A 17712-nucleotide genomic window follows, 5' to 3' on the forward strand; every position below is an offset into this window, starting at 1 on the left:
TTTGTTTAGTCATACAAACGATAAATACCTGTAAAGCGTTCGCAACCTTTTTGTTCTGATCTGACCACTAATAGGGCACGTTGAAAGTCAAACTGATACTGACATTTTTTCTCATTGTCGATAATCTGGTTTTTTTGATCAGATGTACTATACGCCAGTAGAGACATCGTTTGCGATTCTAATCGATTGTTTGGGCTGCGATAGGCAGTTCCCTCGATTTTAAGGCGGTCTTTATCGAGTTGGTGGATTTGGATGTGCACAGGTTGCTTAGCTAGAGCGCCGTGTTCATATTTTAGATAATGTTGTGTAAGTGTTTGGTTGATTGATGTGTAAAAGTTCAAGTCATCCATGCGAGCATCAAACTGTTGTAAGTAACACGTTTTAGATTTGCACTGTTGTAGCTGACGTAACCACATTTCTTGGGTTGCGTGCAAAAGTTGCACAGGTGCATCCGTTACTAAATAAGCTGTTAAAAATTTATCATTCAGCTTAAATCGTTGTTCTTCGTATTGCTTAGAACATACATTCTGAAAGTCGGCACGCTGATTTGAACAATCGATTGCTTTAGCAAACGCAAATGTTGAGCATAAACAACTCAATGTGATGATACAGCCCGTTTTCTTTAATTGATTTCTTACAGTGTTCAACAGCATAATCACTTATACTTTCAGTCTAATTTGCTCACTGTACTATAGCGAAATAGAAAGCCTGAATTCAAGATTAGTTCAGTATATTCTAAAAGGAAAATCATATGGTTGCTCAGATTCGAATTGGACAAGGCATCGATGTACATGCTTTTGACGACGGGCAGTATGTTACTTTGGCAGGCATTAAAATACCGCATACACATGGTTTAAAGGCACATTCTGATGGTGATGTAATCCTACATGCGTTGTGTGATGCTTTGTTAGGGGCACTTGCCTTAGGGGATATCGGTCAGCATTTTCCAGACACAGATCCCGAATATAAAGGTGCAGATAGTCGTATTCTACTAAAGCATGTTTATCAATTGATCTTAGATCGTGGTTATCATTTAAATAACGCAGATATTACCGTTGCATGTGAACGACCAAAACTAGCACCACATAATTTAGAAATGCGTCAAAGTATTGCTGATGTATTAGATGTGGATATTACGCAGATTAGTATTAAAGCGACGACCACTGAAAAACTAGGTTTTACTGGCCGTCAGGAAGGTATTTTGGCGAGTGCAGTTGTACTACTTTCACATCAAGCAAAATGATCTGCATTGATCATGGATTGTTGGAGTTCTTGTGTTGCTTTACGACCTTGGAGTTGTAGAGCAATACTGTGAATGAGACCCGTCCATGTTTCATTAGGTTCCCAGATTTCATGTAACAGCGCTTGCGCGGTCGGTAGATCAATATTCATATAAAATTGACGATAGAGATACATCAAGCTACTCACACGCATATTCTTGGCACAATGCAGCCAAACCACTTCATTCTGAACAAGATGATCGATTAAATCTAAAACAAGTAGGCATTGTTCTGAGCAAGGTACATCCCAATCAATAGGAATGTGAATATAGTTAAGACCTAGGTCTAAACAAATTTGATCTTGTTTAACTAAATGATTTTCAGATTTACTTGTTGCGAGATTGATGACAGTGCTGCATCCATACTCTTTAATTAGTTGCAACTCTTCAGTAGAAGGTTGGGCTGAAGTAAAGAGGTGTTCATGCACTGAGGAAAAACTAGGAATTTGTGTGAGTGTTTGTTCTAATGAAGTCATCATGTACGCTATCGCAAGCATTTAATCGTGTCGATAAACTACTATAAGTGTTTTTGTTGGAGTGTTCAATTTAAGCGTATAAATAAAAACAGCACCACGAGGATGCTGTTTATAGGATCAAAGTAAGCGAATACAAGCTTAATCTTTTTTCATATTCTCATTGAGTAAAAATTCCATCAATGCTTTCTGTGCATGTAAGCGGTTTTCTGCTTCATCCCAAACGACCGCATTTTTGTGGTCTAACATGTTTTCAGAAATCTCTTCACCACGATGTGCTGGCAAACAATGCATAAATAAACAATCAGGATGAGCGAGATCCATCAATTGTTCATTGACTTGGAAATCTGCAAATGCTTTTTCACGAAGCTTTTGTTCTTCTTCCTGTCCCATGCTTGCCCATACGTCGGTGACAATCAGGTCGGCATTTACAGCAGCATCTTCTGCTTTGTTAAAGACTTCCACACAATCTGCAAACTCAGCTAGGAATTCTGGTTTTGGCTCATAGCCTTCAGGAGAGGCGATTTTGAGTTTAAAGCCCATCATATGTGCAGCTTCAACATATGAGTTACACATATTGTTGCCATCACCAATCCAAGCGACAGTTTTGCCTTCGATACTGCCACGATGCTCTTGAAACGTTTGCAGGTCTGCAAGGAGCTGGCAAGGGTGATGGTCGTCAGTGAGCCCATTGATCACTGGTACTTTCGAATAGGATGCAAAGCGTTCAACAATATCATGACCAAATGTGCGAATCATGACGATGTCAAGCATGCTTGAGATAACACGAGCAGAATCTTCGATTGGTTCACCACGACCAAGTTGTGTATCGCGTGGGGAAAGGAAGATTGCACTGCCACCGAACTGGCAAATACCTGCTTCAAAAGAAATACGTGTACGTGTACTCGACTTCTCAAAAATCATTCCCAAAACTTTACCAGCAAATGGTTGATACAACGTATTGCTATGCTGCATGCGTTTAAGTTCTTGTGCGCGATCTAAAATGCGTTGCAGTTCTAAAGAAGATAGGTCACGTAAAGTTAGAAAATGCCGAAGCGCCATAGCTACTCCCACAATAATTATTGAGTAAAAACAATAATTAATTGTTGTTTGACGGGTGGTGAATAAAAAAGAATTGAATACTATACTACAGGTATTCGAAAATGCAAAAGAATTAGACCTTTTGATGAGCTTTTAAAAACAAATCTACTGAATATTGAATATAATCAAAGATTTCTAGATCATTTTCTGGGATCTTTAAGCCCATTAAAATGCGCCATTCGACATCACGTAAAATACCGAAATACATTGTTGCTGAGTAATGTGGTTGTGTACAGATGATTTCATTTTTGAGATGGGATTGATGTAGTGCACATGCAATTGTATTTTGAACATTCACCGCACATTTATCATAGAAATAATTTGCCAGTTGCGCATCTTTCTGGGTTTGCTCTGTAAACATGCGCATAAATGCAATATTTTCTGGTTTGATAATGTGGTGGTAAAAGCGTTGAAGCGTTTGAGTTAAATAATGATTCAAACTGACACAATCTGGAGAGTAAGGTAAACATACACCATTAAAAAAAACCTCTCTTCGATAATCACAAATCGCAGTAAAAAGTCCTTCTTTATTACCAAAGTATTTATAAATAGAGGCTTTTGATCCTCCAGCATGACTTACGATGTCATCCAAAGAAACATCATCATAACCCTTTTCAAGAAATAGATCGGTTGCACAAAGTAATAGTGCAAGACGACGCTCTTGTCCGCGACGGGTTTGAGGCTGTTCACAGTTTGGGTAACAAATATCTGCCATTGTATTCGGTACTATTGATGGTGGGGTTGCGATTATTATAGCAAAAACCATATGTGTTGTATGGTGTTCTAGAGGAAGTTGTTTTCTCCTGTTAAATAGAAAAAGCGAGCTGATATTGAGCTCGCTTTTTTAATGACTTCTAAGGCTTAGGCTGAACGAATTTCTTCATCGTCATCATCTTCAGTCGAGTCCATGCCAAGCTCTTTAAGTTTACGGGTCAGGGTGTTGCGTCCCCAACCTAAAAGCTCAGCGGCATGACGTTTTCGACCACGGGTTTGCTGTAAAGCTGCTGTGATCAGTGTTCGCTCGAACATCGGTGTTGCAATATCAAGTATTTTCATTTCACCATTTTTGAGTTTTTGGATAGCCCATTGTGCCAATAACTCATCCCAATGATGAACAGCAATTCTTTCCACAATATTAGGATTGCTCGGAACTGTTGAGGCTGCTCCATCATTTGCTGATTTTTGGATCGAAACTTGTTTAAGTTCAGCAGGTAAGTCCTCTGGGTAAACTTCACGACCTGTGATCATTACTGTAAGCCAACGACACGTATTTTCGAGTTGGCGAACGTTACCTGGCCATGGCAACTGCTGCATATAGTCCGTGGTTTCGGTACGTAAAATTTTAGGACTCACGCCGAGTTCTTTACCTGCACGTGCCAAGAAATGCTGTGCAAGCATAGGGATGTCTTCGCTTCGATGAGCAAGTTTAGGAATATGAATACGAATGACATTCAAGCGGTGATATAAGTCTTCACGGAAACGACCTTCATTTACAAGTTTTTCTAGGTCTTGATGTGTCGCTGCGACAATTCGTACATCCACTTTCACAGGAATGTGTCCGCCAACACGGTAGAATTCACCGTCCGCAAGAACACGGAGCAAACGTGTTTGGGTTTCAAACGGCATATCGCCAATTTCATCGAGGAATAAAGTGCCACCATTCGCTTGTTCAAAACGACCTTGATGTTGTGTGTTAGCCCCTGTGAATGCGCCTTTTTCATGACCAAATAACTCGGTTTCAATCAAGTCCTTTGGAATAGCGGCCATGTTTAGTGCAATAAAAGGTTTAGCGCGACGAGGTGAGTGTTTATGCAATGCATGGGCAACCAACTCTTTACCTGTACCAGATTCACCATTGATTAGAACAGTAATATGGGATTGCGATAAACGTCCAATGGCACGAAATACTTCCTGCATAGCAGGAGATTCACCAATAATTTCGGTCGATTGCAGTGGTGAAGCTGTTTTGGTTGCTTCTTGTTGCTGCAATTTATTGATATGTAAGATTGCACGATTAACGAGTGCAAGTGCCTCATCAATATCAAAAGGTTTTGGTAAATACTCAAAAGCACCTGTTTGATAACTAGAGACAGCTGATTCAAGATCAGAATGTGCTGTCATAATAATTACAGGTAAATCAGGGTGTGAGTTCTTAACCTTAGATAAGAATGTTAAACCGTCAATTCCTGGCATGCGGATGTCGGTCAGAATGACATCTGGTGCATCATCATGTAAGCGCTCAAGAGCAGTTTGTGCTTCTTCAAAGTTGGTGACATCAAAACCTTCTTCTTTGAATGTTTTTTCAAGTACCCAACGCATGGCACGATCGTCATCTATAACCCAAATTTTATTTCGTGACATGGTTTGACTCCCAAGGTAGATATAAGCTAAATACGGTTTTTCCAGCAACGGATTGACATTCAATCATTCCGTTATGTTGATGCATAATGTTTTGAGCAATACTAAGCCCTAGTCCCGTACCTTTAGCACGTCCTGTGACCAGTGGATAAAAAACAGACTCCAGAATACTTTCTGGTACGCCTGGTCCATTGTCTTCTATGTCGATTCGGATCGTTGATCGATTTAACACGCCATTAATTGTGACAAGTCGTTGAATCCGAGTTCTTAAAATCAGTTCAGGTTCAGAATCAACAAAGAAATCCTTATTTTCAGTCATGGCTTGTACTGCATTGACACTAATGTTGAGCATGACTTGAATGAGTTGGTCACGATCAGCCATCACGTCAGGTAATGAAAGATCGTAATCACGAGTGATCTTGATTTTCTTTTTAGTTTGGTTGGTAATTAATGAGCGTACTCGCTCAAGTGGCTCATGCACATTGACATGCTCGTAACTAGGCAGTTGGCGTGAACCAAGCATCGTATCTGCGAGGTTGGTCAGCCGATCTACTTCACTAATAATAATGTCTGTAAATTCACTATAACTATCATCATTTAAGCTGCGAGCGAGTAGCTGAGTTGCACCACGGATTCCAGCCAATGGATTCTTGATTTCATGTGCGACTCCTCGAACGAGTTGACGAGCAACTTGATGCTGTTGAACTAGATTTTCTTCTTTCGAAATTTTCAGCATGCGATCAATCGGGTTGAGCTCAATTAAAAGTAAACTAGATTGATTTTTACCTGTATTGAGTTGTGAAACTGTATAATCGACATGGATGGATTTGAAGTTGACATTTATTACAGCTTCACGACGAGTGTAATGTTGTCCACTTTCCAAAGTATTTAATAAAGCTTCATGTGTGTTGAATGTGTCGTCGTGTGCATGTAACAAGTTAAGAACAGGCTGACCCGATGCACGCAGCAAACTAATATCAAATAATGCTTCACATGCTGAATTTAAATAAAAAATATTAAGCTGACTATCGACCAATAAAATGGCAGTTGTTAGGTTATCGACCAGTAGTCGATAGTCGATAGTGTTATGTTGATCCATTTGTGAATCGTCCTGTTTTAAAATGGCGCAATTAAATATCAATTTGAATAGATTGCCATTAACTTCTTAAATGTACGTTATGCAAAATGCAAGCCAACTTTGTATTGGCTAATTTTCAATAGCTTATTGATGAATACATCCATTTATACGGTATTTTTCACATAGATAGGATGATTTAATAATTTTATCATGTTCCAAAATGGTGCATGTGTGGATTTTTATCAAAACTTTGGTTGTATTTTGGTGCATTACACAAAGAGATGGCTTTGTAGCTATGCGTAAGGCGAGAAAAGACATACAATACGCCGATTCAAGTGGAGCGCAGATTCATGAAGACCCCCAAAGTCGGTTTTGTATCTTTAGGTTGTCCTAAGGCATTGGTAGATTCTGAACGAATTTTAACTCAGTTAAAGACTGAAGGTTATCAAGTTGCATCAGATTATGATGGTGCAGATTTGGTTGTGATTAACACCTGTGGTTTTATTGAATCTGCAGTACAAGAGTCTTTAGATGCGATTGGCGAAGCCATGAGCGAAAATGGTCGAGTTATCGTTACAGGTTGCCTAGGTAAGGACGAAGATAAAATCCGCCAAATGCACCCAAATGTTTTAAAAGTAACAGGTGCTGCGGCATATCAAGATGTGATGGAAGCTGTACATGAGTATGTACCAGCACCACCAAAACACAATCCATTTATTGATTTAGTTCCTGAGCAAGGTGTGCGTTTAACGCCAAAGCATTATGCTTACTTGAAAATCTCAGAAGGATGTAACCACCGTTGTACATTCTGCATCATCCCAAGTATGCGTGGTGACTTGGTTTCTCGTCCTATAGGTCAGGTGCTCGATGAAGCAGCAGCGCTTAAGCGTGCGGGCGTAAAAGAAGTTTTGGTGATTTCCCAAGATACTTCTGCGTATGGTGTAGATACTAAGTACAAGTTGGATTTTTGGAACGGGCAGCCAGTCAAAACCAAATTCTATGATATGTGTGAGGCACTTGGTCAATTAGGTATATGGGTACGTTTACATTACGTTTATCCTTATCCACATGTGGATGCTGCGATTGATTTAATGGCACAAGGCAAAATTTTACCTTATTTAGATATCCCTTTTCAGCACGCCAGTCCGCGCATCTTAAAATTGATGAAGCGACCAGCTCACAGTGAAAATACATTAGAGCGCCTTAAATTGTGGCGTGAAAAATGCCCTGAATTGGTGATTCGTTCTACTTTTGTTGTTGGTTTCCCTGGCGAAACAGAAGAAGATTTTCAAATGCTCTTAGATTGGTTGAAAGAAGCACAACTTGATCGTGTTGGATGCTTTACATATTCGCCAGTTGAAGGTGCGACAGCAAATGATTTGCCAGATCATGTACCAGAAGAAGTAAAACAAGAACGCTATGAACGTTTTATGGAAGTTCAGCAGCAAATTTCGGCTGCTAAATTACAAAAGCGTATTGGTCAACGAATGATCGTGTTGGTTGATAGTTTGGAAGAAGAGTTCCCGGTTGCAGTCGCACGTTCGTATGCTGATGCACCAGAGATTGATGGTAATGTTTTTGTTGAAGATATCGACAAGAGTGTAATTCAAGCAGGTAATTTGCTTGAGGTCGAAATTACAGATGCGGATGAATATGATTTATTTGCAAAGTTAATTGCGATTAAATCTACTTAATGTTGAATGAGATATAAAGAATAATTTTTGAGATTGGTCGGTTTGGAGTAACAGTATGTCAACGTCTAAAAATCCACGTTATGCGCGAATTTTGCTAAAGCTTTCGGGTGAAGCTTTAGCTGGAAATAAAGATATGGGTATCGATGCCCAAGTTCTAGATCAAATGTCACTTTCAATTGCGCACCTAGTTGGTTTGGGTGTTCAGGTCGGTATCGTGGTTGGTGGTGGTAATTTATACCGCGGTAGCCAATTGCAAAAAGACGGCTTGGTTGGACGTGTAACTGGCGATCAAATGGGAATGTTGGCAACCGTTATGAATGGCCTAGCAATGCGAGATGCATTGGTTCGTCGCAATATTAAAACCCGTTTAATGTCAGCTTTGTCGATCGGAACAGTGGTGGAGTCATATTCTAGTCGCGATGCGATTCGCCACTTAAGTCAAGGCGAGGTTTGTGTTTTTGTTGCAGGCACAGGCAATCCATTCTTTACAACCGATACCGCGGCTTGCTTGCGTGGTATTGAGATCGAAGCGAATTTGATCTTAAAAGCAACCAAAGTTGATGGTGTATATAATAAAGATCCAAGTAAATATGATGACGCTGTAAAATATGACAATCTGACTTTTGATCAAGTGCTTGATGAAAAGCTAGGTGTAATGGATCTTACAGCAATTTGTTTATGTCGTGACCATAATGTGCCATTACAAGTCTTTGATATGAACAAATCTGGTGCATTGCTTTCCGTCGTAATGGGCGAAAAAGAAGGAACTCACGTTACGAACTAATGTACGTAAGCCTGAAAGCTCTTTATACTACGCATAATTTTTTTGTAATATCTCATGAATAAGTAAGGAAGATCATATGATTAACGATCTTAAAAAAGACGCAGAAGACCGTATGAATAAGTCACTTGACTCGTTAGAACATGGTTTTGCCAAGGTTCGTACTGGACGTGCTCACCCATCAATTTTAAATGGTGTGATGGTTCCTTACTATGGTTCTGATGTTCCGCTTAACCAAGTTGCAAACATTGGGCTTGAGGATTCACGTACTTTACTCGTGCAACCATTCGAACGTTCAATGGTTTCTGCAATTGATAAAGCGATACGTGAGGCAGGTTTAGGATTGAATCCTATTACGGCTGACGCTATTCGTGTACCAATGGCAGCATTGACGGAGGAAACTCGTCGCGATATGCAAAAAGTTGCACGTAATGAAGCTGAAAATGCAAAAGTGGCGATTCGAAATATTCGTCGTGATGTATTGGGTGATATCAAAGCATTATTGAAAGAAAAAGAAATTTCTGAAGATGATGATCGTCGTGCATCAGATGAAATTCAAAAAATTACGGATAAATTTGTTGCCGAGGTTGATAAGCGTCTTGCAGCGAAAGAAGCAGAATTGATGAAGGTCTGATTTATGACCTCATCAGAAGAACATCATCCTCCTCAACATGTTGCCATCATTATGGATGGCAACAATCGTTTTGCTAAAAAAAAGCAAATGCAAAAAGGCGATGGGCATCGTGAGGGTAAAAATGTCCTAGATCCTGTCGTTGAACACTGTAAAAGATCAGGTGTACGTGCTTTAACTGTTTTTGCATTTTCAAGTGAAAATTGGAATCGACCACAATATGAGGTTGATTTACTCATGCAGTTGCTCAAAGAAACAATCTATGAGCAGCTTCCTCGTATGGAAAAATTCAATATTGCATTACGTTTTATTGGTGATCGATCTAGATTATCTGAAGAATTACGGGATTTGATGCAAGAAGCGGAGCAGAAAACAGCTGCGTTTGATTCTATGACACTTTCTATTGCAATTAGTTATGGTGGTATGTGGGATATGGCACATGCTGCAAAATCTATTGCTGAAGATGTGGTTGCAGGAAAGCTCCAAACAGATCAGATAAATGTTGATTTATTTGATAAATATGTCAGTCTAAATGATTTACCAGCTGTCGATTTGTTGATTCGTACAGGCGGTGATTATCGTTTGTCTAACTTCTTGCTGTGGCAGGCGGCCTATGCGGAGTTGTATTTTACCGATACTTTATGGCCAGAATTTACCATAAAGGAGTTAGATCACGCATTTCGTGTTTTCTCAGGGCGAGAAAGACGTTTTGGTAAAACCTCTGAACAAATTCAACAAGCGAAAATAGAGAATTAATAATGTTTGAGCGGATTATTACCGCATTGGTGTTAGTTGCAGTTGTTTTAAGTTGCATGTTTGCAACGCAATCACATTATCCAATGTTTGTGCTTATGATTTTAGCTGCGGGGGTAGCAGGTTATGAGTGGTTTAAACTCATGCCTCGTGTTCAAACGACTGCCTCAAAACCCAAAGCATGGGTGTATGGTGGCTTTGTCGCACTGGTTTCGACACTTGCATTGTTTTATGATGATGTTGCACTGTTACTTTGGGCTGCATCTATTCTTACTTGGCTAGGTAGTATTTATTGGGTGAGGAATTATCCCGAATCTGATAATTGGTACAATCCGTCATTATATCTTATTGGCTTTATCTTAATTTCAGCTGCGGTTACAGCGCTATATGCGGTTTGGCATAGTTCACCATGGTGGTTAATGTATTTGTTCCTTTTGGTTTGGGGAGCAGATAGTGGGGCTTATTTTGTGGGTCGTAAGTTTGGTCAAAAGAAACTTGCACCTTCAGTCAGTCCAAATAAATCACTAGAAGGTTTGTATGGTGGTATTGCAACAACTGTAATTATTATGTTGGTTGTTCAATATTTCTATCTAAATCTAACAATTGTACAGTTGATCCTATTTTTAATGCTCTCCATCATTACTGTATTTGCGTCAGTTTTAGGTGACTTATTTGAATCTATGATTAAGCGTCGTGCAGGTATTAAAGATTCTGGACGCGTGTTGCCAGGTCATGGTGGTGTGCTTGATCGTATTGATTCTTTACTTGCAGCCGCTCCGATTTTTGCAGCTGGAATGTATATTTTAAAACTTATTGGTGTAGATCTTTAGATGACTCAAGCTGTATGTATATTGGGTGTTACGGGCTCAATTGGACAAAGTACTTTAAGAGTATTACAACAACACCCAGATCAATACTCAGTATTTGCAGTTTCTGCTTATAGTCGTTTAGATGAACTTTTAGAAATTTGTAAACAATTTCATCCGAAAGTTGTTGTGGTTCCAAATAAAAAAGCATTGGAATTACAACAAAGATTCAAGCAAGAAAATTTAAACAATATTGAAATATTAACCGATGAAGCAGGTCTTGTTGCAATAGCTGAGCATTCAGAAGTTGATATTGTGATGGCAGCAATCGTCGGTGCTGCTGGGCTTTTGCCAACCTTGGCTGCGGTTAAGTCAGGCAAGCGAGTATTACTTGCGAATAAAGAGTCACTGGTGATGTCTGGTGATATCATGATGCAAGCTGCTAAGCAACATAATGCATTGTTATTGCCCGTAGACTCCGAACATAATGCAATTTTTCAATCACTTCCACATGATTATTTGGATGCTGAAAGAACGGGACAACCTCAGTTAGGCGTTTCTCGTATCCTATTAACAGCATCAGGTGGTCCATTTCTCAATCATTCGTTGGAACAATTATCCAAGGTCACTCCTCAACAAGCGTGCAAGCATCCGAATTGGTCGATGGGGCAAAAGATTTCTGTTGATTCTGCAACCCTGATGAATAAGGGGTTGGAATTGATAGAGGCGTGTCATTTGTTTTCAATATCCGAACATTTTGTTACAGTTGTTGTCCATCCACAAAGTATTATTCATTCGATGGTGCAATATGTGGATGGTTCGACTTTGGCACAAATGGGTAATCCTGATATGTGTACACCAATTGCACATGCATTGGCTTGGCCAAAACGTTTGGCAACAGATGTTCCAGCGTTAAATTTATTTGATACGGCACAGCTTGATTTTCAAGCACCTGATATTATTAAGTTTCCTGCATTGGATTTAGCTCGTCAAGCGATGCGTGCAGGCGGTTTGGCACCAACGATCTTAAATGCTGCGAATGAAATTGCTGTTTCGGCTTTTTTGCAGCATAAAATTAAGTTTACAGCGATTCCTGAAGTTGTTGGACATACTTTACAAGTTGTACAAAACGCTAAAGCAGAAAATATAGACATCATTTTGCATACTGATATGATCGCTAGACAAGTTGCAGAGACGTATATTGTGGATATAGGGGGCTAAATCGTATGAATGCACTATTTATGATTGTTGCAGCGATTTTATTACTTGGTCCACTTATCGCTATTCATGAATTTGGTCATTATTGGGTTGCTCGTAAATTAGGTGTCAAAGTCTTGGTTTATTCCATTGGTTTTGGTCCTACGTTATTGAAATGGCAATCCAAAAAATCAGGTATTCAATATCAGCTTTCTGCATTACCTTTGGGCGGTTACGTCAAAATGCTCGATGAGCGTGAGGGAAATGTCGCTGAAAAGGATCTTCCTTATGCATTTAATCGACAATCACCTTGGAAAAGGATTGCGATTGTTGCAGCAGGACCACTGGTTAACTTGATTTTTGCTGTATTACTGTTCTGGATTTTATTTTTACCCGCTCAGGAACAATTGAACACACGCATTGGCAAGATCATGCCGGATACTGTTGCTGCACAGGTTGATTTACAGGTGGGTGACAAGGTGGTTGCTGTTGATGGTCAGTCAACACCAACTTGGGAAAAACTAAATTTTGCATTAATTAACCGTATTGGTGAGTCTGGGCAGGTTTCAGTCGTTGTAGACCGTGAGGGTTCTGAAAAACAATTTAATTTGCCGATTCAGAACTTCCTTAAAGATCAAAGTCAGTCTCCTTTGGATGCATTGGGGTTTTTACCTTATCGGCCGATGATTCCAGCAATAGTAAAAGAGCTGACTACTGATGGCGCTGCAATACGTCAAGGCATGAAAGAGGGTGATCGAATTGTTGCGATTAATAATGTCGCAATGAATGACTGGTTTGATGTGGTTAATGTAGTACAAAACTCTCCAGAAAAATTGCTGAACATAGATGTAATGCGTCAAGGTGAATTGGTTCATTTACAGATGATCCCTCGTGGTCAACGTGACAATATGGGTAACGTTACGGGTGTTTTGGGTGTTAAAAGTGATGCAGGTAAAGTCACGATACCAAATGAATATAAGCAAACAATTCAGTACACACCTTTAGAGGCTTTAGGTGTTGCTTTTGATAAAACAGTGCAACTTTCACAGATGATTTTTAATTCGATCGTTAAAATGATTCGAGGATTGATTGGTCTGGATAATTTATCTGGTCCAATTACGATTGCTAAAGTGGCTGGACAAAGTGCGGAAATGGGATGGCAAACTTTTATTTCCTTTATGGCACTTATGAGTGTGAGCTTGGGGATTTTAAACCTGTTGCCAATTCCTATGCTTGATGGTGGTCATCTGGTTTATTACTTTATCGAGATCATCCGTGGAAAACCTGTTTCTGAACAAATACAGATATTGGGTCTAAAAGTTGGTATGTTACTGCTCGGTAGCATGATGCTTTTGGCTTTATTTAACGACTTCATGCGTTTATAAAAACGCAAATGGAATTTAACTTACTGGAAAATATATGGGCATGCGTCACACACATTTATTAATGCCTTTGGCACTGGTTAGTGCGATGGCAGTGGTACAACAAGCATACGCAGCAGATGAGTTTCTTGCACGAGATATACGAATTGATGGGCTAGTGCGTTTAACACCTGCAAGTATCTATTCGATGTTACCAATAAATAGTGGTGATCGTGTAAGTGACCCAATGATCGCGGAAGCAATTCGTAGCTTATATGCTTCGGGTTTGTTTGATGATATCAAGGCATATAAGCAAAATGATGTTTTGGTCTTCAACGTTGTCGAGCGACCAGTTATTTCAAAACTCGAATTTAAAGGCAATAAACTCATTCCTAAAGAAGCTTTAGAGCAAGGCTTAAAGAAAATGGGTATTGCTGAAGGAGAGGTTTTCAAAAAATCTGCGTTACAGATTATTGAAACTGAACTAGAGCAACAATATACCCAACAAGGGCGTTATGATGCTGATGTGACGGTTGAAACCGTAGCACGACCAAATAACCGTGTTGAGTTGATGTTGAATTTCAACGAAGGTACTGCAGCAAAAGTTTTCGATATCAATATTATCGGCAATACAGTATTTAGTGATAGTGATATTAAGCAAGCCTTTGCGGTAAAAGAAAGTGGTTGGGCTTCTATTGTTACCCGTAATGACCGCTATGCACGTGAGAAAATGGCAGCAAGCTTAGAGGCTTTACGTGCACTGTATCTCAACAAGGGTTATATCAATTTTAATATTATTAATTCACAACTAAATATCAGTGAAGATAAAAAGAATATCTTTATTGAAGTTTCAGTAGATGAAGGCAGTCAGTTTAAGTTTGGTGAAACCAAATTTTTAGGTGATGCACTTTATAAACCAGAAGAGTTGAATGCCTTAAAGCTTTATAAAGATGGTGAGACTTATTCGCAAGAGCGTGTAAATGCGGTTAAGCAATTATTACTGCGTAAATATGGTAATGCAGGTTATTACTACGCTGAAGTCAATGTCGTTCCAGATATTAACAATGAAACTGGTATTGTTAATCTAAATTACTATGTGAATCCTGGGCAGCAAGTTACAGTTCGTCGTGTTAACTTTTCAGGAAACAATAAAACTGCTGACGAAGTCTTACGCCGCGAAATGCGTCAGATGGAAGGTGCTTTAGCAAGTAACGAAAAAATCGACCTATCTAAAATTCGTTTAGAACGTACTGGTTTCTTTAAAACAGTAGATGTAAAACCTATTCGTGTTCCGAACTCGCCAGACCAAGTTGATCTGAATGTTGCCGTAGAAGAGCAACACTCAGGTACAACTACACTTGCTGTGGGTTATTCACAAAATGGTGGTGTGACTTTCCAAGCAGGTTTAAGTCAAACCAACTTTATGGGTACTGGTAATCGTGTTGCGATAGATCTTTCTCGTTCAGAGACACAAGATTACTACAACTTAAGTGTGACTGATCCATACTTTACGATTGATGGTGTAAGTCGTGGTTACAATGTTTATTACCGTAAGACAAAGCTGAATGAAAACTATAACGTTAACAACTACGTCACGGATAGTATAGGTGGTAGTTTAAGTTTTGGTTATCCAATTGATGAAAATCAGAGTTTAAGTGCTTCACTTGGTATTGATCAGACTAAAGTCAGAACTGGTCCAAGTGTATCGACTTATATTCGTGATTATTTACTTGCAAATGGTGGTAAGGCAACAGGTAGTAGTACTTATTGTCCAGAGGATGAGTTAACTAAGGATGATCAAGGGAATTATACTGGTGAGTGTAATGCTGGGCAAGAAAGAGAGTATTTCAATGCTTTTGAAGGTGAGTTCCTGACTTATATGCTTAATTTAGGTTGGTCGTACAATACACTCAATCGCCCGGTATTCCCGACTTCGGGTATGTCACATCGTGTTGGTCTTGAAGTTGGTCTTCCAGGTAGTGATGTGGATTACCAAAAACTGACCTATGATGCTCAAGCATTTAAATCACTCGGTGCCGGCTTTGTTCTCCGCGGTTACGGAAAGTTAGGTTATGGTAATGATTTACCATTCTATAAAAACTTCTATGCTGGTGGTTATGGTTCAGTACGTGGTTATGACAACAGTTCTTTAGGGCCTAGATACCCAAGTGTGATTTTCCAAGAAACAAGCCGAAATGACCCTGATCCAGAGGAAGTGGGTGGTAATGCACTTGTTCAGTTTGGTACTGAATTGGCATTACCAGTACCATTCAAAGGCGATTGGGCACGACAAGTACGTCCAGTCATATTTGCTGAAGGTGCACAAGTATTTGATACTAAATGTGATATTTCAAACAGTGCTTATGGTGAGAAAGGTATGATCCTGAACGGTCAAGCTATTTCTGATGTTAAGCAATACTGTAAAGATAATTACGGTTTAGATTTTGGAAATTTACGTTATAGCGTAGGCGTTGGTTTTACATGGATTACCATGATTGGACCTTTATCACTGAGCTATGCTTACCCGCTTAATGATAAGAAGGGTGATGATACTAAATCAATCCAATTTGAAATTGGTCGTACTTTCTAAGTACGACCTCGGTTAAATTTGTAAAATATATAAAGGACGGACTCATGAAAACATTAACAGCACTGGTATTCGGTTTGGGTTTAACTGTATCAGCTTTTAGTAATGCTGCGGGTATAGCAGTGGTAGACTTAGCAAAAGTTGTAGAAAGCAGCACTTATCTCAAACAACAAAATGCAAGCCTAGGTCAGTCAGTAAAACCAACATCGACGAAGTTAGAGCAGTTAGGCAAAGAAATCGAGACTTTACAGCAACGTGCTCAATCGGCAAATCAAGCGGATTTGCAGAAACTTTCGGCTCAGTACCAAGCAAAAGTGAATGAATTCAATACGACACAACAAAGCTTGCAGACTAAAGTTCAGTCAACTTTGCAAACGATGAATACCACTTTTGAGAATCGTGTGAAGCAAGCAGCTGAACAATTGCGTAAAGAGAACAATTTAGACTTTATTTTGAATAAAAATTCTACGATTGCCTCTGACGCTCAGTATGATTTAACTGATAAAATGATTCAAAAGGTCAATGCAATGAAATAATCAATGAATAGACGTAGTTACCGTTTAGAAGAAATTGCTCACCTTGTACAAGGTGAGTTTTTTGGTGAAAAAGACTTCGAAATTTTTAACTTAGCAAGTTTAGAACAAGCACAAAGTCAGCACATAAGTTTTGTAAATGGTGATAAGTATTTAGCACAGGCTGAGTCAAGTCTTGCTGGCGTTTATATCGTCACACCGACATTAAAAGCGCAATTGAAAGATAAGAAAAACTTTATTATTGTTGAAAATCCTTATTTAGCTTTCGCAATGTTAACCCATGTTTTTGCAAAAAAGATAACTCAACGTGGAATTGAAAGCACAGCTCAGATCCATCCTTCAGCTATCATCGCAGATGACGCCTATATTGGTCATTATGCCGTAATTGGTGAAAACTGTGTGGTTGGTGCTAACACGATTATTCAAGCTCATGTATTTTTAGATGATCATGTTGAAGTGGGCAAAGATGGTTTCATTGATACTCATGTGACGATCACAGGCGAAGCAAAACTTGGTGATCGTGTTCGTATTCATGCAAATACAGTGATTGGCTCTGAAGGTTTTGGTTTTGCACCATACCAAGGAAAATGGCATCGAATTGCCCAGTTGGGTTCTGTTCGTATCGGAAATGATGTTCGTATTGGTTCAAATTGCAGCATTGATCGTGGTGCTTTAGATGACACAATTTTAGAAGACGGTGTCATTATTGATAACCTTGTGCAAATCGCTCACAATGTACAGATCGGTGAAAACACTGCGATAGCAGCAAATTGTGGTATTGCAGGAAGTGCGAAGATTGGCAAAAACTGCATACTTGGTGGGGCAAGTGGGGTTGTTGGACACCTAGAAATCACAGATAATGTGACACTTACAGCAATGTCAATGGTCACAAAAAATATTTATGAAGCTGGAACCTATTCTTCAGGAATGGGACTTTTTGAAAATAAGCACTGGAAAAAGACGATTGTACGTTTAAGACAATTAGCAGATGTGCCATTGACCCAAATAATGAAAAGACTGGATCATATGCAAGCTCAATTAGAGTCCCTTGAATCAACCTTAAAGTTACGTAAATAATTT

At 39.3% G+C, this 17712-nt stretch carries 17 protein-coding genes; 11 read left to right on the forward strand and 6 right to left on the reverse strand.

Translation table 11 applies throughout. The features are described from left to right. Positions 1–5: 5 nt before the first annotated feature. On the reverse strand, positions 6–653 hold the full coding sequence (locus tag AAC851_RS00960) for an A1S_1983 family putative colistin resistance protein (RefSeq protein WP_160127043.1): 648 nt from the start codon (positions 651–653) through the stop codon (positions 6–8). Positions 654–751: 98 nt separating this feature from the next. On the opposite strand from AAC851_RS00960, the gene ispF reads away from it, so the two are divergent. Further along, complete coding sequence (gene ispF / locus AAC851_RS00965) at positions 752–1243, forward strand: 2-C-methyl-D-erythritol 2,4-cyclodiphosphate synthase (RefSeq protein ID WP_004638973.1); 492 nt, start codon at positions 752–754, stop codon at positions 1241–1243. Here the strand turns inward: ispF and AAC851_RS00970 are convergent. The 5 genes from AAC851_RS00970 to glnL all read right to left on the reverse strand — a co-directional run bounded on the left by AAC851_RS00970 (position 1231) and on the right by glnL (position 6310). Then, positions 1231–1755, reverse strand: coding sequence for a protein tyrosine phosphatase family protein (locus tag AAC851_RS00970; protein WP_151212305.1), 525 nt, complete (start codon positions 1753–1755; stop codon positions 1231–1233). The two genes, ispF and AAC851_RS00970, sit on opposite strands and share 13 nt — an antisense overlap. Positions 1756–1893: 138 nt before the next feature. Next, on the reverse strand, positions 1894–2814 hold the full coding sequence (gene argF, locus AAC851_RS00975; RefSeq protein ID WP_005080892.1) for an ornithine carbamoyltransferase: 921 nt from the start codon (positions 2812–2814) through the stop codon (positions 1894–1896). A gap of 112 nt (positions 2815–2926) precedes the next feature. Next, positions 2927–3568: a TetR/AcrR family transcriptional regulator gene (locus AAC851_RS00980; protein ID WP_005080889.1), complete on the reverse strand. Its 642-nt coding sequence runs from the start codon at positions 3566–3568 to the stop codon at positions 2927–2929. 146 nt (positions 3569–3714) lie between these two features. Continuing rightward, a complete protein-coding gene (gene glnG / locus AAC851_RS00985; RefSeq protein ID WP_151212063.1) occupies positions 3715–5214 on the reverse strand; it encodes a nitrogen regulation protein NR(I) in 1500 nt (499 codons plus the stop codon). Next, positions 5201–6310: a nitrogen regulation protein NR(II) gene (gene glnL, locus AAC851_RS00990; RefSeq protein ID WP_340600349.1), complete on the reverse strand. Its 1110-nt coding sequence runs from the start codon at positions 6308–6310 to the stop codon at positions 5201–5203. Before glnL ends, glnG begins: the two co-directional genes overlap by 14 nt. A gap of 329 nt (positions 6311–6639) precedes the next feature. Between glnL and rimO the strand changes: the two genes are divergently transcribed. The 10 genes from rimO to lpxD all read left to right on the forward strand — a co-directional run bounded on the left by rimO (position 6640) and on the right by lpxD (position 17709). Then, positions 6640–7983 (forward strand): 30S ribosomal protein S12 methylthiotransferase RimO, encoded by a 1344-nt coding sequence (gene rimO / locus AAC851_RS00995; protein WP_118902385.1) that lies wholly within the window; start codon positions 6640–6642, stop codon positions 7981–7983. A gap of 55 nt (positions 7984–8038) precedes the next feature. Further along, positions 8039–8767 (forward strand): UMP kinase, encoded by a 729-nt coding sequence (gene pyrH, locus AAC851_RS01000; RefSeq protein ID WP_004638988.1) that lies wholly within the window; start codon positions 8039–8041, stop codon positions 8765–8767. Positions 8768–8843: 76 nt separating this feature from the next. Continuing rightward, positions 8844–9398, forward strand: coding sequence for a ribosome recycling factor (frr, locus tag AAC851_RS01005; RefSeq protein WP_004638989.1), 555 nt, complete (start codon positions 8844–8846; stop codon positions 9396–9398). Between the two features lie 3 nt (positions 9399–9401). Next, entirely contained in the window at positions 9402–10151 is a 750-nt protein-coding gene (gene uppS / locus AAC851_RS01010; protein ID WP_004638991.1) for a polyprenyl diphosphate synthase, read from the forward strand. Between the two features lie 2 nt (positions 10152–10153). Then, positions 10154–10978 carry a phosphatidate cytidylyltransferase gene (locus AAC851_RS01015; protein ID WP_004638994.1) on the forward strand — a complete coding sequence of 275 codons (825 nt, stop codon included), beginning with the start codon at positions 10154–10156 and terminating at the stop codon, positions 10976–10978. Then, positions 10979–12175, forward strand: a complete 1197-nt coding sequence (gene ispC / locus AAC851_RS01020) for a 1-deoxy-D-xylulose-5-phosphate reductoisomerase (protein WP_340600350.1) — start codon at positions 10979–10981, stop codon at positions 12173–12175. Between the two features lie 5 nt (positions 12176–12180). Continuing rightward, complete coding sequence (gene rseP / locus AAC851_RS01025) at positions 12181–13536, forward strand: RIP metalloprotease RseP (protein ID WP_075315547.1); 1356 nt, start codon at positions 12181–12183, stop codon at positions 13534–13536. Positions 13537–13570: 34 nt separating this feature from the next. After that, positions 13571–16102 carry an outer membrane protein assembly factor BamA gene (gene bamA / locus AAC851_RS01030; protein WP_335962160.1) on the forward strand — a complete coding sequence of 844 codons (2532 nt, stop codon included), beginning with the start codon at positions 13571–13573 and terminating at the stop codon, positions 16100–16102. A gap of 44 nt (positions 16103–16146) precedes the next feature. Beyond that, positions 16147–16635 (forward strand): OmpH family outer membrane protein, encoded by a 489-nt coding sequence (locus AAC851_RS01035; RefSeq protein ID WP_005090640.1) that lies wholly within the window; start codon positions 16147–16149, stop codon positions 16633–16635. Positions 16636–16638: 3 nt separating this feature from the next. Then, positions 16639–17709: a UDP-3-O-(3-hydroxymyristoyl)glucosamine N-acyltransferase gene (gene lpxD / locus AAC851_RS01040; protein ID WP_005080875.1), complete on the forward strand. Its 1071-nt coding sequence runs from the start codon at positions 16639–16641 to the stop codon at positions 17707–17709. The last annotated feature ends 3 nt before the right edge of the window (positions 17710–17712 follow it).

It is taken from the genome of Acinetobacter sp. HZNU-JH01 (assembly GCF_037996845.1).
Taxonomy (GTDB): Bacteria; Pseudomonadota; Gammaproteobacteria; order Pseudomonadales; family Moraxellaceae; genus Acinetobacter; species Acinetobacter haemolyticus.

Excerpts from the sequence above, each read along its gene's own strand:
- AAC851_RS00960 (WP_160127043.1), bottom strand. The coding sequence starts at position 653 with ATGCTGTTGAACACTGTAAGAAATCAATTAAAGAAAACGGGCTGTATC.
- ispF (WP_004638973.1), top strand. The coding sequence starts at position 752 with ATGGTTGCTCAGATTCGAATTGGACAAGGCATCGATGTACATGCTTTT.
- AAC851_RS00970 (WP_151212305.1), bottom strand. The coding sequence starts at position 1,755 with ATGACTTCATTAGAACAAACACTCACACAAATTCCTAGTTTTTCCTCA.
- argF (WP_005080892.1), bottom strand. The coding sequence starts at position 2,814 with ATGGCGCTTCGGCATTTTCTAACTTTACGTGACCTATCTTCTTTAGAA.
- AAC851_RS00980 (WP_005080889.1), bottom strand. The coding sequence starts at position 3,568 with ATGGCAGATATTTGTTACCCAAACTGTGAACAGCCTCAAACCCGTCGC.
- glnG (WP_151212063.1), bottom strand. The coding sequence starts at position 5,214 with ATGTCACGAAATAAAATTTGGGTTATAGATGACGATCGTGCCATGCGT.
- glnL (WP_340600349.1), bottom strand. The coding sequence starts at position 6,310 with ATGGATCAACATAACACTATCGACTATCGACTACTGGTCGATAACCTA.
- rimO (WP_118902385.1), top strand. The coding sequence starts at position 6,640 with ATGAAGACCCCCAAAGTCGGTTTTGTATCTTTAGGTTGTCCTAAGGCA.
- pyrH (WP_004638988.1), top strand. The coding sequence starts at position 8,039 with ATGTCAACGTCTAAAAATCCACGTTATGCGCGAATTTTGCTAAAGCTT.
- frr (WP_004638989.1), top strand. The coding sequence starts at position 8,844 with ATGATTAACGATCTTAAAAAAGACGCAGAAGACCGTATGAATAAGTCA.
- uppS (WP_004638991.1), top strand. The coding sequence starts at position 9,402 with ATGACCTCATCAGAAGAACATCATCCTCCTCAACATGTTGCCATCATT.
- AAC851_RS01015 (WP_004638994.1), top strand. The coding sequence starts at position 10,154 with ATGTTTGAGCGGATTATTACCGCATTGGTGTTAGTTGCAGTTGTTTTA.
- ispC (WP_340600350.1), top strand. The coding sequence starts at position 10,979 with ATGACTCAAGCTGTATGTATATTGGGTGTTACGGGCTCAATTGGACAA.
- rseP (WP_075315547.1), top strand. The coding sequence starts at position 12,181 with ATGAATGCACTATTTATGATTGTTGCAGCGATTTTATTACTTGGTCCA.
- bamA (WP_335962160.1), top strand. The coding sequence starts at position 13,571 with ATGGGCATGCGTCACACACATTTATTAATGCCTTTGGCACTGGTTAGT.
- AAC851_RS01035 (WP_005090640.1), top strand. The coding sequence starts at position 16,147 with ATGAAAACATTAACAGCACTGGTATTCGGTTTGGGTTTAACTGTATCA.
- lpxD (WP_005080875.1), top strand. The coding sequence starts at position 16,639 with ATGAATAGACGTAGTTACCGTTTAGAAGAAATTGCTCACCTTGTACAA.